Annotated in this window: 17 protein-coding genes; 8 read left to right on the plus strand and 9 right to left on the minus strand. The window is 53.4% G+C overall.

Translation table 11 applies throughout. The features are described 5' to 3' along the window. Positions 1-37: 37 nt before the first annotated feature. From FOE74_RS13385 to FOE74_RS13415, 7 genes are all read right to left on the minus strand, one after another. Positions 38-316 (minus strand): GNAT family N-acetyltransferase, encoded by a 279-nt coding sequence (locus tag FOE74_RS13385; protein ID WP_149099118.1) that lies wholly within the window; start codon positions 314-316, stop codon positions 38-40. 31 nt (positions 317-347) lie between these two features. Further along, complete coding sequence (locus FOE74_RS13390; RefSeq protein WP_149099119.1) at positions 348-983, minus strand: alpha/beta hydrolase; 636 nt, start codon at positions 981-983, stop codon at positions 348-350. Positions 984-1,001: 18 nt separating this feature from the next. After that, complete coding sequence (locus tag FOE74_RS13395; RefSeq protein ID WP_149099120.1) at positions 1,002-1,550, minus strand: NADPH-dependent FMN reductase; 549 nt, start codon at positions 1,548-1,550, stop codon at positions 1,002-1,004. A 44-nt stretch (positions 1,551-1,594) separates the two neighbouring features. Next, complete coding sequence (locus FOE74_RS13400) at positions 1,595-1,969, minus strand: cupin domain-containing protein (protein WP_149099121.1); 375 nt, start codon at positions 1,967-1,969, stop codon at positions 1,595-1,597. A 57-nt stretch (positions 1,970-2,026) separates the two neighbouring features. After that, the gene (locus FOE74_RS13405; protein ID WP_149099122.1) at positions 2,027-2,962 is read right to left on the minus strand and encodes a ring-cleaving dioxygenase; all 936 of its coding nucleotides are present in this window, start codon (positions 2,960-2,962) and stop codon (positions 2,027-2,029) included. A gap of 9 nt (positions 2,963-2,971) precedes the next feature. After that, positions 2,972-3,682, minus strand: coding sequence for a pirin family protein (locus FOE74_RS13410; RefSeq protein WP_149099123.1), 711 nt, complete (start codon positions 3,680-3,682; stop codon positions 2,972-2,974). 117 nt (positions 3,683-3,799) lie between these two features. Continuing rightward, on the minus strand, positions 3,800-4,336 hold the full coding sequence (locus FOE74_RS13415; protein ID WP_149099124.1) for a YceI family protein: 537 nt from the start codon (positions 4,334-4,336) through the stop codon (positions 3,800-3,802). 393 nt (positions 4,337-4,729) lie between these two features. On the opposite strand from FOE74_RS13415, the gene FOE74_RS13420 reads away from it, so the two are divergent. From FOE74_RS13420 to FOE74_RS13450, 7 genes are all read left to right on the plus strand, one after another. Next, positions 4,730-5,980, plus strand: a complete 1,251-nt coding sequence (locus FOE74_RS13420) for an efflux RND transporter periplasmic adaptor subunit (RefSeq protein WP_149099125.1) — start codon at positions 4,730-4,732, stop codon at positions 5,978-5,980. Positions 5,981-6,400: 420 nt separating this feature from the next. Beyond that, on the plus strand, positions 6,401-7,090 hold the full coding sequence (locus tag FOE74_RS13425) for an ABC transporter ATP-binding protein (protein WP_149099126.1): 690 nt from the start codon (positions 6,401-6,403) through the stop codon (positions 7,088-7,090). Positions 7,091-7,810: 720 nt separating this feature from the next. Beyond that, a complete protein-coding gene (locus FOE74_RS13430) occupies positions 7,811-8,698 on the plus strand; it encodes an STAS domain-containing protein (protein WP_149099127.1) in 888 nt (295 codons plus the stop codon). 12 nt (positions 8,699-8,710) lie between these two features. Then, positions 8,711-9,109, plus strand: coding sequence for an STAS domain-containing protein (locus FOE74_RS13435; protein ID WP_149099128.1), 399 nt, complete (start codon positions 8,711-8,713; stop codon positions 9,107-9,109). Continuing rightward, on the plus strand, positions 9,093-9,506 hold the full coding sequence (locus tag FOE74_RS13440; protein WP_149099129.1) for an anti-sigma regulatory factor: 414 nt from the start codon (positions 9,093-9,095) through the stop codon (positions 9,504-9,506). Before FOE74_RS13435 ends, FOE74_RS13440 begins: the two co-directional genes overlap by 17 nt. Next, the gene (locus tag FOE74_RS13445; RefSeq protein ID WP_149099130.1) at positions 9,496-10,539 is read left to right on the plus strand and encodes an ATP-binding SpoIIE family protein phosphatase; all 1,044 of its coding nucleotides are present in this window, start codon (positions 9,496-9,498) and stop codon (positions 10,537-10,539) included. Before FOE74_RS13440 ends, FOE74_RS13445 begins: the two co-directional genes overlap by 11 nt. A gap of 4 nt (positions 10,540-10,543) precedes the next feature. Then, positions 10,544-11,908, plus strand: coding sequence for a sensor histidine kinase (locus FOE74_RS13450; protein WP_149099131.1), 1,365 nt, complete (start codon positions 10,544-10,546; stop codon positions 11,906-11,908). 90 nt (positions 11,909-11,998) lie between these two features. On the opposite strand, the gene FOE74_RS13455 is transcribed toward FOE74_RS13450, so the two are convergent. Further along, positions 11,999-12,427, minus strand: a complete 429-nt coding sequence (locus tag FOE74_RS13455) for a response regulator (protein ID WP_225840808.1) — start codon at positions 12,425-12,427, stop codon at positions 11,999-12,001. A gap of 125 nt (positions 12,428-12,552) precedes the next feature. Then, entirely contained in the window at positions 12,553-13,479 is a 927-nt protein-coding gene (locus FOE74_RS13460; RefSeq protein ID WP_149099132.1) for a sterol desaturase family protein, read from the minus strand. Positions 13,480-13,724: 245 nt separating this feature from the next. Between FOE74_RS13460 and FOE74_RS13465 the strand changes: the two genes are divergently transcribed. Beyond that, positions 13,725-14,129, plus strand: coding sequence for a hypothetical protein (locus tag FOE74_RS13465; RefSeq protein ID WP_149099133.1), 405 nt, complete (start codon positions 13,725-13,727; stop codon positions 14,127-14,129). Positions 14,130-14,150: the final 21 nt, after the last annotated feature.

Here is a 14,150-nt window from a genome sequence, read left to right on the forward strand (position 1 = left end):
GAAAAGGTTCACTGGTGTTGAGGTACTCTAAACTAGCTTAATTTTTTATTAAGTGCTGATATTCTGGGTGTTTCTTTAAAAAAGCAGACATATACGGGCACAAGGGCACCACCTGCATTCCCTCCTCTGCCAGGTACTGCAACACGTGGGTAGACATGGCGGCGGCCAGTCCCCGCCCTTCCAGCTCCTTGGGCACAATGGTGTGCAGCACGGTCATCACGTTCTCCTTGACCTTATACTGGATATACGCAGTCTTGCCTTCTACCTCCGTCTCAAACTGGTGGGTGGCAAGGTTGTTTCTGATGCTTGGTTCCATGGCAGTTTTCTGAAAAAAGCCTTAAAATGGTTTACTCCTCAGGGCTGCCCGCCAAGAGGGGGCGGGCCAAATCCAGTTCTTCGGGCGAGATGGTGTGGGGCCGGCCTTTGTAGATCTTCTTGGTGACCACCGCGCCTTGCGCCTCCATGATCTGGGCGGTTTCCTCTACCCGGCTCACAGGCACGTGCGGGTCTGGGTCACCGGTAGTGATAAGCACCGGGGTGCCTTCAAAGGTGCCCTTGTAGCGACTGGTAGTCACCTGTGGCCCAATCAGGCCGCCGGTAAAGAGGAAAAGACCACCGAACTGCTGGGCTTTGCGGGCGGCGTATTCGGCCGTGAGGCAGGCGCCTTGTGAAAAGCCCAGCAAGTAGATATTCTGGCTGCTGATGCCCTCCTGGGCAATGGCTTTCACCAGGTCATGCACCTGCGCCAGGGCAGAATCAAGGGCGGGCTGGTTCTGCTCTATGGGGGCCATGAAGCTGTAGGGGTACCAACTGTGGTTGGTGGCCTGCGGGGCGAACAAGGAGAAGTCCTCTACCGGCAGATGGTCTGCCAGTGACAGGATGCTCTGCGCGGTAGCGCCGCGGCCGTGGATCATGATGAGCGCCTTGCCCGTCTCAGACAAGGGTTTGCCCTGCGTAATAACGTGTTTCTGGTGCGTATACATATATTTTCTCTGTAAAGGTTACCCCTGCGCTGCGCGGATGGCCTGGCTCAGCCACAGGAAATCATTCAGGAATTCATCTAACCGGCCGGCGTAGGCGGTGTCTATCAACTGCCCCTCCTGGAACAGGGTCTGTACTTTGGGCGTGAGCAGGACATTGGGCAGCACAATCCCTTTCAGGGCAAGGGCGTACTGTTGCAGGCTCTTGGCTGCGTTGATGCCGCCCAGCATTCCTGAAGACACTCCCACTATCCCAAAAGGCTTATGGGAATACTCTTTGTAGAAGTAGTCCAGAGTGTTTTTCAAGGCCCCGGAGTAACTGCCGTTATATTCCGGAGACACCAGCAGCAACCCCTCACTTTGGGCAATAGCGGCGCTGGTTTCCTTCATTTTCTCTGAAGGGGTAGGCGTTTTGTCAAAGATGGCTTCCAGCAAAGGGAAATTCAACTCACGCACGTCCAGCAAATGGACCGTATGGCCTTTCTCTTCCAGCCTCTTCCCTACCTCCAAGGCCACCTGATGCGATTGCCGCTGCGGGCGGGCACTTCCTGATACAACTACTAGTTTCATGGTCTGTGTTTAGCTCAACTTTAAACAGGCGGCAAGGCCGAAGGTTATTTTCCGGTACCCTCTTTCAAGGTAATGAAAATAGAACTCCTTACCGCCGGCAACAGGTTTCTGGTGCGGTGCCCTTTGCCGGTGGTGTCTTCCAGCAACAAGATGTCACTGGCCTTGAACTGCCGTTTCTCCCCCAGCGAGGTCTCTATCTCAATCTCTCCGTCCAGCATCACCAGGTACTGCCGGGCGGGCGCCGTGTGGGCGTCATAGTCATAGCTGGCCACTACCTTCCGGAAGATGATGCTTTCCACCTCCTCAGGCTCTGAGAGGAAACCAATGTCTCCTTCAGCGCGCAGGGGTTTGGTGATTTCCTCAAAACGGCTGTCCCCGTTCTCATCGGCGTAGACGCGGGTAATAGTGAACGCTTCCATGTTTACGGTCTCTTTTGGTGAAAACGGCCCCGAAACTCTTGCCCGGGAGCAGGCATTTTAGTCTATTTTTGGTAAAACGGCCTCAATATCAGCGCGGCGCGGCTCATACTGCGGCGGCAGCAACAGGCTGGATCCCAGTTGATCCCAGGGCTCGTCAATCCCGAACCCGGGGTTGTCTGTGGCAATCTCAAACAGCACCCCACCCGGTTCCCGGAAGTAGAGCGAGTAGAAGTAGTTGCGGTCAATCTTGTTCGTGATGCTGTGGCCGGCCCGCGACACCTTCCTCTGGAACTCCATAAGGGTTTCCTCGTCTTTCACCCTAAAGGCGATGTGGTGGTTCGTACCAGCCCCACCGATCCCGCGGGCTTCGTTGGGCAGTTCCACCAGGTCAATGATGGCGGCGTGCTCCACCGCATCGGTGATGTAGCGGTAGCGGTTGCCGCTTTTCTCCAGCAGCGCGTAGCCCAGGATGTCAGTGAGGATGGCGGCGGTGGGGTTGATGTTTTGCAAGGTCAAGGTGACACTATGGAAGCCTTTGGGGGCCACGTTGGCGCTCACCTCCTCGGTTTGCCAGGCCACCCGGTTATCTGGGTTCTGGGGCACCACCAGTTCCAGTTTGAGGCCGTCAGGGTCCAGGAACGTGAGGTACTTCTCCCCGAACTTCTCTGAGGGCTTGTTGTAGAGGATGTTGTGCTTCTCAAAACGGTCTATCCAGAAATCAAAGCTGCCTTCAGGCACTGAGTAGCCAATGTTGGTGGCCATGCCCGTGCCGGCGCTGCCCCGGCGGGCGCCTTCGTAGGGAAAGAAGGTCAGGATGTTACCGGCACTGCCGCGCTCATCACCGTAGTACAGGTGGTAGGTACCGGGGTCGTCAAAATTGACGGTCTTTTTGAGCAGGCGCAGGCCCAATACCTTGGTATAGAAGTCCACGTTCTTCTTGGCCTGATCAGCAATAGCCGTGATGTGGTGCAGGCCTAAAATTCTGTTTTCCATGGTTTCTGGTTAATGGTTGATAGGCACCTCAATGAGGAGGAATCTGCTATCGGTTGAAAAAGTAAAGTCTAACTGATCTGTCTCCCAAATGCCCAGGCCTTCGCGGTGGTCTACCGGCTGGCCGTTCACTTCTAAAGAACCGCTGATGTTGAAGACGAATACGCCTTTGTTCATCGGGTTGAAACGGTACGTCACCGACTGGCCTTGCTCAAAATACCCCAGCGAGAGCTTTGCGTTCTGGTTGATCCAGCAATGGTTCTGGCCTTCCTCGTTGCTCACAATGGTCACCAGCTGGTTTACGCGTTTCTCCTCGGGGAAAAAGCGGCGCTGGTACCGGGGCGTGACGTTCTGCAGCTTGGGCTCAATCCAGATCTGCAGGAAATGGACGTTGTCCTGCCCCACGTTATGCTCTTCGTGGCGCAGGCCGCTGCCCGCGCTCATGACCTGCACCCAGTCTTTGTGCACGGTCTCTTTGTAGCCCAGAGAATCCAAGTGGCTCATGGAGCCGGCCAGCATGACTGAGATGATCTCCATGTTGGCGTGCGCATGGAGGCCGAAGCCGTTTTCAGGCTGCACCACATCATCATTGAACACCCGCAGCAACCCAAAGCCTGCCCGTACCGGGTTATAGTGGCCGGAGAAACTGAACACGAAGTTGCTTTTCAGCCAGCCTATATCTTTCAATCCTCTCTGTTCCAGGGGATATCGCTCAAATTGCATATGCTCTGTTTTAGAATAGTTGTACGGGCAGCGGGGAAAAAGAGCGTTCTGGCCTGGGGTAGCCCCTGGACTTCAACTAAGGAGCCACCTGGCACAAACGCCCTCTCCAGGATTGCCTTAGGACTGCTTCACCAACTGGATCTCCGCGTGCAGCCTGATGTCATCGCTGACCACCACGCTTCCCGCCTCAGTCACGGCATTCCAGGTAAGGCCAAACTCCTTGCGGCTGATCTTCCCGGACACAGTGAAACCGGCTTTGGTCTGACCGTACGGGTCTACCACAATGCCCCCGAACTCTACTTTAACCGTCACGGGCTTAGAAACGCCTTTGATGGAAAGGGTGCCGTGCAACTGGTACTCCTCCCCGCCCAGGTGCTCATAGTCGGTGCCTTCAAACCGGATCTCCCCGTAGTTTTCGGCATCAAAGAAATCAGCTGATTTCAAGTGCGTGTCGCGCTGCTCATTGTTGGTGCTGATAGAATGCACATCGGCGGTGAACACCACGCTGTTGGCTTTGGTGAACTGCTCATCCTGGGTTTCCGCCTCTACCTGGAACCGCTGAAAGTATCCGGTCACGGTGGTGATCATCAAGTGCTTTACTTTGAACTGAACTTCTGAGTGCATTGGGTCCAATACCCATTTTGTAGTTTCCATAACTTTGGTTTTATTGTTTTAGCTTATCGTGGTCGATCCTCGTTCTAAAGACTCGATACAAATGTATGTACATTTAATGTATATACATATAATGCCTCTAAAAAGTTCGCCTTTATTTTTTCTCCTGATTAAGGAAGTTGGGAAATGCCCTTGGTATTCCTCTGAGAGTCCTTCCCTGGTCTTTCATATCTTGGCTGCCTGGGGAGGGTTTTCAGCTCTATTTAAAGAAAACAAGGCCAAAAGGCGGTGTGGCAACAGGTGTCCGGGGTTGGGCATAAGGTGTCCGCTGGCGTACACTTCCCAAAACGCAAGGCGCACTACCTGTTGTATTTCAGCGCTTTACGTAAATGGCACAGCAATTGGGAGAGCAAACACAACTTAGCAGGCACACCCATGGACCGCATCATTGAAAAGAAACGCTGGACCTTTCCTAAAATAGCCGCCTATACCGCGGCCGTGGCGCTGGTGGGCTTGCTGACCTACTTCATTGGCTTCGCTGATAACCGCTCCAAGCTGAACGTGGAGCGCCAGAAGCTCACCATGGCCACCGTGAGCCAGGGTTCTTTCCAGGAGTTCATTCCGGTAGACGGCACGGTGCACCCTATCAAGACCATCATGATCCCGGCCGTGGAAGGCGGCACCGTGGACGAGAAATACTCAGAGGGCGGCACTCCCGTGACCCAAGGCACCCCCATCCTCAAACTCACCAACCACCGGCTGGTGCTGGACTTCATGAACCAGGAGACCCTCATGAACGACCTCATCAACAACCTGCAGAACTCCAAGCTAAGCCTGCAGCAGAACAAATTCAACCTGCGCCGCAAACTGGCTACCTTAGACGCCCAGGTAGACGCCGCCAAAGATGCCTATGAACGCAATATTGGCTTGTATGAGGCCAAAGCCGTCTCTCAGCAGGAATTCTTCAATTTCAGGCGGGAATACGAGCGCCTGAAGGCCGAGCGGGCCATTGAACTGGAGTCACAGAAGTTTGAGGAAAGCAACGCCAGGCAGCAGATTGCCCAGCTGGAAACCACCATTGCCCGCACCAGCCGCAACCTGCGCCTGATGGAAGACAACCTTAAGAACCTGTACATCAAAGCCCCTATTTCTGGGCAGCTTTCCTCTATTCAGGTGGAACTGGGCACACCCGTGCAGCCCGGGCAGATCATTGGCCAGATTGATGACCTGAGCGGCTTCAAAGTAAAAGCCGAGCTGGACCAGCACTATGTGAGCCGCGTGTTTGCGGGCCAGCGGGGCTCCTTCTCCTACAACGGCCAAACCTTCCCGCTGGAGATTGCTTTGGTGTACTCAGAGGTAACCAACGGCAAGTTCCCGGTGGACATGAAGTTCATAGGAAAGGTGCCGGAAGGCATCAAGCGCGGTCAGACCCTGCAGATCAGGCTTCAGTTATCAGACCCGGCCCCGGCGGTGCTATTGCCCCGCGGCGGATTCTACCAGAGCACGGGCGGCGCCTGGGCCTACGTGCTGGATGAATCCGGAAAAGTAGCCACTAAACGTCCCATTCGGCTGGGCCGCCAGAACCCGGAGTACTATGAGGTATTGGAAGGCCTCAAACCCGGCGAGCAAGTGGTGGTCTCTTCCTATGACACCTTCAATGACAAAGAAAAGCTGGAGCTGAAATAGTCCTGAGTCTTGAGTCCTGAGTCTTGAGTTAAAACGAATACGCATTTCGTCTTCCTTTGAAGGGGGGTAGGGGGATGACAAGTAGGATGAAGAACCAGCTGAAAAACTATAGAAAAATGAAAAGGTAATTCTCGGGAACGCCATGATCAGCAGGAGAAATCATTCCCCTACCCCCTTCCAAGGGGGACGAAAGGCGTGAGGATACTCGCTGCTGCTGGTCGTGATGCTGGGTGCATTGGAGTTGATGTGAGGCTTTTATCTCACGGAAGGTTCAAACTTCCAGACAGGATACGTCCAGCTTGAAAATTTGAATCATATAAAATTTATTCTATATAAGATTAATCCAGCCCTACTTACTTATGTGAGGTAATCAACAAGAGAAATAAAACGGGTAATAAACAGCCATAAACCACCATCTATATGTTAAAGACGGTCAACCTTCAGAAGAAGTACACCACAGACGAGGTAGAAACCACGGCCTTGGTGAATGTGAACCTGCACGTACGGCAGGGGGAGTTCGTGGCGATCATGGGTCCTTCAGGCTGTGGCAAGTCCACGCTGTTGAACATCATAGGTTTGCTGGACAACCCCAGCGGCGGCGAATTCTATTTCCAGGACCAGGAGATTTCCAAGTTCAGTGAGCGGCAGCGCGCCAACATGCGAAAGGAGCACCTGGGGTTCGTGTTCCAGAGCTTCAACCTCATTGACGAGCTTACGGTGTATGAGAACGTGGAACTGCCTCTTCTCTACCTGAAAGTAAGCAACGCGGAACGCAAGCAGCGCGTGGAGCAGGTGTTAGAGCAGATGCAGATCGCGCACCGCCGCAACCACTTCCCGCAGCAATTGTCCGGCGGGCAGCAGCAACGGGTGGCCATTGCCCGCGCCGTGGTAGCCAAGCCCAAACTGTTGCTCGCTGATGAGCCTACGGGGAATTTGGACTCGGCACACGGGCAGGAGGTCATGCAGCTGCTGAGCACCTTGAATGAGCAGGGCACCACCATTGTCATGGTCACCCACTCGCCCTCAGACGCTGACTACGCCCACCGGATCGTGAACCTGTTTGACGGCCAGATCATCTCTGAGAACGTGAAAGAGTTAGCTATTCTGTAGCATTGTAGGCCAAGTTCGTTTCTGGCGCTGGTAGCCCCTCGTCGGTTTTTGATCGCCGGGCCATTAGGCAGGCCCGGCGTTGAGCCAAAGCAGCATGGCGTAAAACGGTGGGTGCCCACTACCGCACCATAAACCTGTTTCTTCTGGAGATCGGCTTCACCGGCACAGTACCCAGGCTATTGACGGAAGGCATGAAACTACTGCTGCTACAGAAAACCCCTGGGCAAAACTGGGGTGAGTGATTAGGGCCGCATGTTTCCTGCCGATTTTCAGAAAAAGAACCCGAAATCCCACTCATCGCCTAAAGAGAAGGTACTAATTCATGTGGTGGCCGAGTGCATTTGTTAGTGATTGCTTTCCCCATGGCAACCGGCAAGGCGCCGCGGGGATTTCTCTGAGGAAATGGTGGCGCTCAAAACGCGCTGGAACCTCTTCTGCTTTCAATCTCCTTTTAATAAATAAGGCATGAAACACCTTTCTGCTTTATCCTAGCCAAGCATCTAGCAACTCCTTTGCCCGGTTAATTCCCCATTGTTCGCACGGTGGGGAATTTTGTTTTTATATCCACCAGCTCAGCACCTTACTGAAAACAAATCTACGTTCCGCCCGTTTAGATGCTTTATTTCTTACTTTTACCCATTACCTCCCGTCCAGCGCTTTAGGGCTGTTTTCAGGAAAGAGGTAAAAAAGTGACATAGGCCCCTAACCTGATAAACCCTTATGAACAAAGAAAGCGCCGCTGCCCTGAAAGGAAAGAAAAAGCAAATCCTGGAGGTCTGGATGGGCAACCAATTGAAAGATGCTGCCCTTAGAGATGACCTCATGAGCGTGTCTGAGCTGCAGCAGCAGTCAGAGGAATTACTTTCCTCTCTGTTGAAGGCCTTTTCCTCTGCCCGGGCAGAAGACACAGAATCAGACGGCTATGAGCCTATCCATGATATCCTGAACGAGATTTCCATCATGCGGGCCCGCCAGGGCTTCTCACCCCGTGAAACCAGTTCCTATGTTCTGAGCCTGAAAGAGGTGTTGAGCCAGGTATTGGAAGAGCGCTTCAGAGACGAACCGGCCGCGCTGTACAAAGAGATCATCTCCATGAACAAAATCATGGACAGCCTGAGCCTGCTCACCATGGAAACCTACATCAAAGGCCGCGAGGAAGTGATCCTGCGCCAGACCAACGAGATGAGCGAAATCTCTACCCCGGTGATCAGGGTTTGGGATGGTATTCTGGCTCTGCCCATCATTGGCACCCTAGACAGTGCCCGCACCCAGGTGGTGATGGAAGCCTTGCTGGAAGAGATTGTGGCCACGGGTAGCCGTATTGCTATTCTGGATATCTCTGGCGTGCCCACCGTTGACTCTCTCGTAGCCCAGCACCTGATCAAGACCGTGAGCGCCGCCCGCCTGATGGGGGCCGAGTGCATCATTAGCGGGATCAGGGCAGAGATTGCGCAGACCATTGTGCATTTAGGCATTGACCTGACCAACATCTACACCAAAGCTTCCCTGGCCAGCGCCCTCAAGATGTCTTTCTCCATGCTGAACATACAAGTGACCCGGGCCGCCCAGAACGGTCCCTCCGGCTCTAAACAGAACTTCGGGTTTTAACCCCATACTGCCATGGAAAGAATTCCTATTTTAAAAATGGGCCCCTTCCTGCTGGTAACCATTCAGGTGGATCTGTATGACCGGCTGGCCCTCACCCTGGAAAACGACCTCATCAACATGGTGAGCAAGACCGAAGCCAAAGGGGTGTTGATTGATATCTCTGCCGTAAGCATAGTGGACTCTTTCATGGGCCGTATTCTGGGCAACATAGCGTCTATGTCTAAGATCATGGATGCTACCACCGTGGTGGTGGGCATGCAGCCGGCCGTAGCCATTACCCTGGTAGAACTGGGCCTTACCCTCTCAGGCGTGCATACCGCCCTGGACGTGGAGCAGGGCATGGAGCTGCTGCGTACCAAGATTGGCCAACTAGACACTGATGAGGAAGGCCTCTATGATAGTTTTATCTAAAGAGAAGCTTCCCATACAAAAAGAACAGGATGTAGTTTTGTTCCGGAACCGGATAAAGGAGCTGGCCACCAAGATTGGGATGAGCCTGGTAAACCAGACCAAACTGATCACGGCCGCCAGTGAACTGGTCCGGAACATGTTGCGCTATGGCGGCGGCGGTATCATTCACCTGGAGATCATCAGCAGGAACAGCATACCCGGGGTTCGTCTCACCTTTATAGACCAGGGCCCCGGCATTCAAGACATTCCCTTGGCCATGAAAGACGGTTACTCTACCGGGAAAAGTTTAGGGCTTGGCCTGCCCGGCGCCAAACGGCTCGTGAACGAGTTCGATATCAAGAGCGAACCCGGCAAAGGCACGACGGTCACAATTATCCGGTGGAAAAATGGATTTTAATTTTGAGGCGCACCAACAGTTTTCTCTCCCAGACCGGAGCTTCCTGAACATATTCAAACGGGACATCACCAAGATTGCCGAAGCCGCCGGCTTTTCCGCAACAGAAACCGGCCGCGTGAATTTGGTGGTCATGGAGATGGCTACCAACCTGCTCAAACACGCCGGCACCCTAGGCGGGGAGCTTCTGGTAAAGCCTATCTTTGGGGAGAACGGAACCGCCGCTGGGCTGGAGCTGCTTTGCCTGGACAACGGTCCGGGCATGAGTGATCCGCAGCGCATGATGCAAGATGGGGTTTCCACCTACGGGAGCATGGGCCAGGGCTTAGGGGCCATTAAGCGGCTTTCTGACTTCTTTGACATCTATTCGCAACGCGGGGTGGGCACTGTCATCCTCTCCCGCATCTACCAGAAAAAGTATATCCCAAAATCAGCCGCCAGAAGTGATAAGAAATTTCAAGTGGGGGCCGTACTGGTGCCCAAAGCCGGCGAGAAGGTAAGTGGTGATGCCTGGGGTCTGCGGATGTCACACGAGGGCGCTTACCTGTTAACTTTAGACGGGTTAGGCCACGGGGAACACGCCCATGAAGCGTCCCTGACGGCCCTCAAGGCTTTCCACCAACAGCCCAAACTCACCCCTTCTCAGATGCTGCGGGGCATTCATGCTGAAATCAAGAAAACCCGGGGGGCCGTAGGCGCCATTGCCCACTGGAACGCAGAGGCGGGCAACCTGCTCTTTTGTGGCATAGGCAACATCTCGGGGCGTTTGATTGTACCAGACCGCTCCAAGAGTCTTCTTTCCTACAATGGCACCCTGGGCATGAGCGTACCTACCACCATCAATGACCAACACCTTTCCTGGGAACGGAACAATGTCATGATCTTGCACTCAGACGGGCTGAAAACCCGCTGGGATTTGCAGAAGTATCCGGAACTGACCAGACATGATCCAACGTTGATAGCGGCAGTACTCTACAAAGACAACACCCGCACCACAGATGACACCCTGGTGGTAGTGGTACGGGCTACCGAATAACCCCATGGACCAACCTATCACCACCATCAAGTTGCAGAATGAGCTGGATGTTGTTCTGGCTTATAAACGGGCCATGCAGCTGTCAGAGTTCTCGGGGTTGCCCATTGCCTCTCAGACCAAATTCGCCACGGCGGTCTCTGAGATCTGCCGCAACGTGTTGGAGCATGTGGGCGAAGGCATCATCCGGTTCAGCATGATTGAGAACAGGGGTGTTTTGCTGCTGGAAGCCTTTATCACTGACCGGGGCCGGGGTATTCCGAACGTGCAGGAAATCCTGGACCGCCGGTACACTCCCACCGGGGGCAAAGGGCAGGGCATCTATAGCTCCCGTAAGCTGGTAGACTTTTTCCACCTGGACAGTGATTTTGAGAAGGGCACCCGCGTGCGGCTCCAGAAGCGCATTCCCGTCAACCACCCACCCATCAACAAAGCCATTCTTCAGGGGTGGGCAGACTTCTTCAACCATGAGTCTGAGATATCACCCTATGCTGAGATAAAGCGCCAGAACATGCAGCTCATCGCGTTGATGGAGCAGCTACGGGTACGTACCATTGAGGCGGAGTATCAGCTGCAGGAAATCCAGCACCTGAACCAGGAACTGCAAACCTCTAATCAGGAGGTAAACGCCCTGCTGCAGGAACGGGAAACCAAGAACCTGCAGCTACAAAAGGTGAACCGCACCCTTGATGAATTTGCCCATACGGTCACGCATGACTTGAAGGCGCCTCTCCAGAACATCTTGGGGTTGACAGAGGTGGTCACAGATTTCCTGGAAGAGGGAAACCAGGAAGAAGCCCAGGCCGTCATGCCCATGATCCGGTTACAGACTAGGCGCATGGAACACCTCATTAACGACGTATTGGCTTATTCCCTGACGGGTAGGCAGCAGATTCAGAAGAAGCCGGTATCAGTGGGCAAGCTGGTATACAATATTGTTTCCGCGTTGTCTGTTCCTGAGGGGTTCCAGATCACTATCGCGAATGACCTGCCGGTGCTGGAGGCAGAGGAGATCTACCTGCAGCAAATCTTCAGCAACCTGCTGAGCAATGCCGTGAAATACAATGATAAACCAGCCGGCAAAATATGGGTCAGAGGTATTCTACAGCAAGACCACTGGGAATTTGTGGTGGAAGACAACGGGCCAGGCATTCCGGTGGAAGACCAGGAAAAGGTCTTTCAATTGTTTGAAACCACCAGTGACGTAAACCACCCAGACAGTACGGGTATTGGGTTGGCCATTGTCCGTAAGATCATGGAAGAGAAAGGTGGTCGCGTATGGGTGCGTTCAGATTCAGGGGGCACGGCCATGCATTTCACCTGGCCGCTGAATACCACCGCCACCCCACTTATCACCGCGCCCCTGGTCTGATTTCCCCCTTATAACAAGGATCTTCCCTTATAACAGAGAAGGCGCCGTTTGATACGGCGCCTTCTCTGTTATAAGGGTGTGGTGTACTTTTTACTTCTTTTGGTAGTACTCCGCCATAATCTCCTTGATGTCATTCTCGGTCAATGACTTGGAGAAATGCTTCTTGACAGAGTCGTATTCCTTCAGGCGTTCCAGGTCATAGAAGCTGGCGGAGGAGGTCAGCATCAAAATGATCATGCTGTTGTTCTGCGCCAGATTCTGGCTCTGGTATTCGTCCAGGAAGCTGAACCCATCCATCACCGGCATTTTGATGTCCAGGAAAATGAGATCTGGATACGCGATTCCCTGCCGGGCAGATTCCTGCAGATATTCCAGGGCTTCGGCCCCGTTTTTCTTGATCAGGATCTCTTTGGCTACCCCTAGTTTTGTCAACAAGCGCTTGTTCACGAAGTTGGTAGTATCATCATCGTCTACCAACATGATCATGTTTAACGGCTCAAACTGGGTCTTCATATCCATCTTTCTTATAGAACAAGGTAGAGAATGCTTCTATCAATCTTCCGTGCAAATATAGTAAAACAAAACTGATGCATTTTCACCTGAAAAAGATCACCAGAAAACACCGTATAAAAACTACCCGGCCCTTACCTGAGCTCCTGCCCAAAAGAAGGGGACGGCCCTGGGTCTTTTTCTGGCAAGGACCTTTCTGGGGCAGGTGGCCAGATGCCATGCAGCATCTGCTGATGCCATTTGCGGGGGAAGGCCTCGCTCTCTTCAAAGCCCAGTTCAATATCACGGCCATCCTGGGGCACGTACGCGGTTTTGAACAAGTAGTCCCACAGGCTGAGGCTAATGCCGAAATTGGCCCCGTACGGCTGCGGCAGGCGCTTAGCATGGTGCCAGATATGCATCTGCGGGTTGTTGAACACATACTTCAAGGGGCCCAGCGGCAGCCGTACATTGGCGTGGTTCAGGTGCCCAATGCTCAACGCTACAATATGCACCAAAAAGAAATCCTGCAGCCCAAACCCTATCATGGCCAGCGGTACGTATTCCAGCGTGCGGTACACCACGTTTTCCATCCAGTGGAACCGCATGTGCGCCGCAAACCCCATCTGGTGCACTGAGTGGTGTACCTTATGGAACTCCCATAGCCAGGGCACCCGGTGCAGCAGCCGGTGCACGTTCCAGTGAATGAAATCGCGTAGCACAAACAGGGTCAAGAGTTGCGCCCATACCGGCCAGGTCTTGATCTCAATGGCTACCAGATTCTGCACCCCCACCAACGCCAGCACATCTTGGAAGGCATGTACCGCCACGTTGGAAATGGCGTAAAACCCGATCAGCGAAAAAAGGAAGAAATTGAAGAAAAGGTAGAATCCATCAAGCCAGAAGTCTTGCCTAATCCTGGCCTGGTCTGTGCGCCAGGGCAACACCAGTTCCAGTAGGTAGACGGCCAGGGAAAGCCCCAAAAGCCAGTACACGTAGTTGCCCCAATGCGGGTGCAACAACTCAGCACCCAGGTACCACGCGTAATCACGGAAAGACTGCCACAGCAAATCAAAGTACATAGGTGTAAGGCGTTAATGCCTACTTTGTGATTGTAAAGAGCCTGGAAGAACAGCCCCGCTAAGATAGCAACTCAGCCGGTAATCTTAAGGTTCCCGCAGCCCCCGGTTGAGCAGAAAGGGCACATCAACGCAAGTTCCTGATCTTGCGTATGAGGGGGAAGGATAGGCACCGCCCTCGTACGGCTTTTTCCTTTGTACTGAGATCCGGAGACACCGTTCCCTCGTACTTCTAACCTATTGACACCATGGCAATCAACCTTCAGCAGACTAGCGCCAGACTAAACTTCTACATGCGCATTAAGGAGTTGGACGTGTACCAGCTCAGCGTTCTTACCAATACCCCGCCAGAAACGGTGGGCTGTATTTTACAAGGAGAAGAATACTGCATGGATGACCTGGTCACCCTGCTGAAGCAATTGCCCGATCTTAACTCCCGCTGGGTCATTTACGGCGAGGGGAACGTGTTCAAGTCTGAGGGAAAAGAAGGAGAGGCCCATCCGCCGGCTGGGCTAAAGAAAGATCGCACCGCATATCTGGCCGAGATGCAGGCCCTGCTGCATCAATTGGAGGAAATAGAAAAGCAGAAGCAACAGCAAAACCACCTGGACCAACTGCGCAGCCGAATCAGGGACTTAACCAAGCATATCTAAGCCCTGTTTCTGGCATAGTTT

Origin of the sequence: Rufibacter glacialis, from assembly GCF_008271745.1 — a bacterium.
Lineage (GTDB): Bacteria > Bacteroidota > Bacteroidia > Cytophagales > Hymenobacteraceae > Nibribacter > Nibribacter glacialis.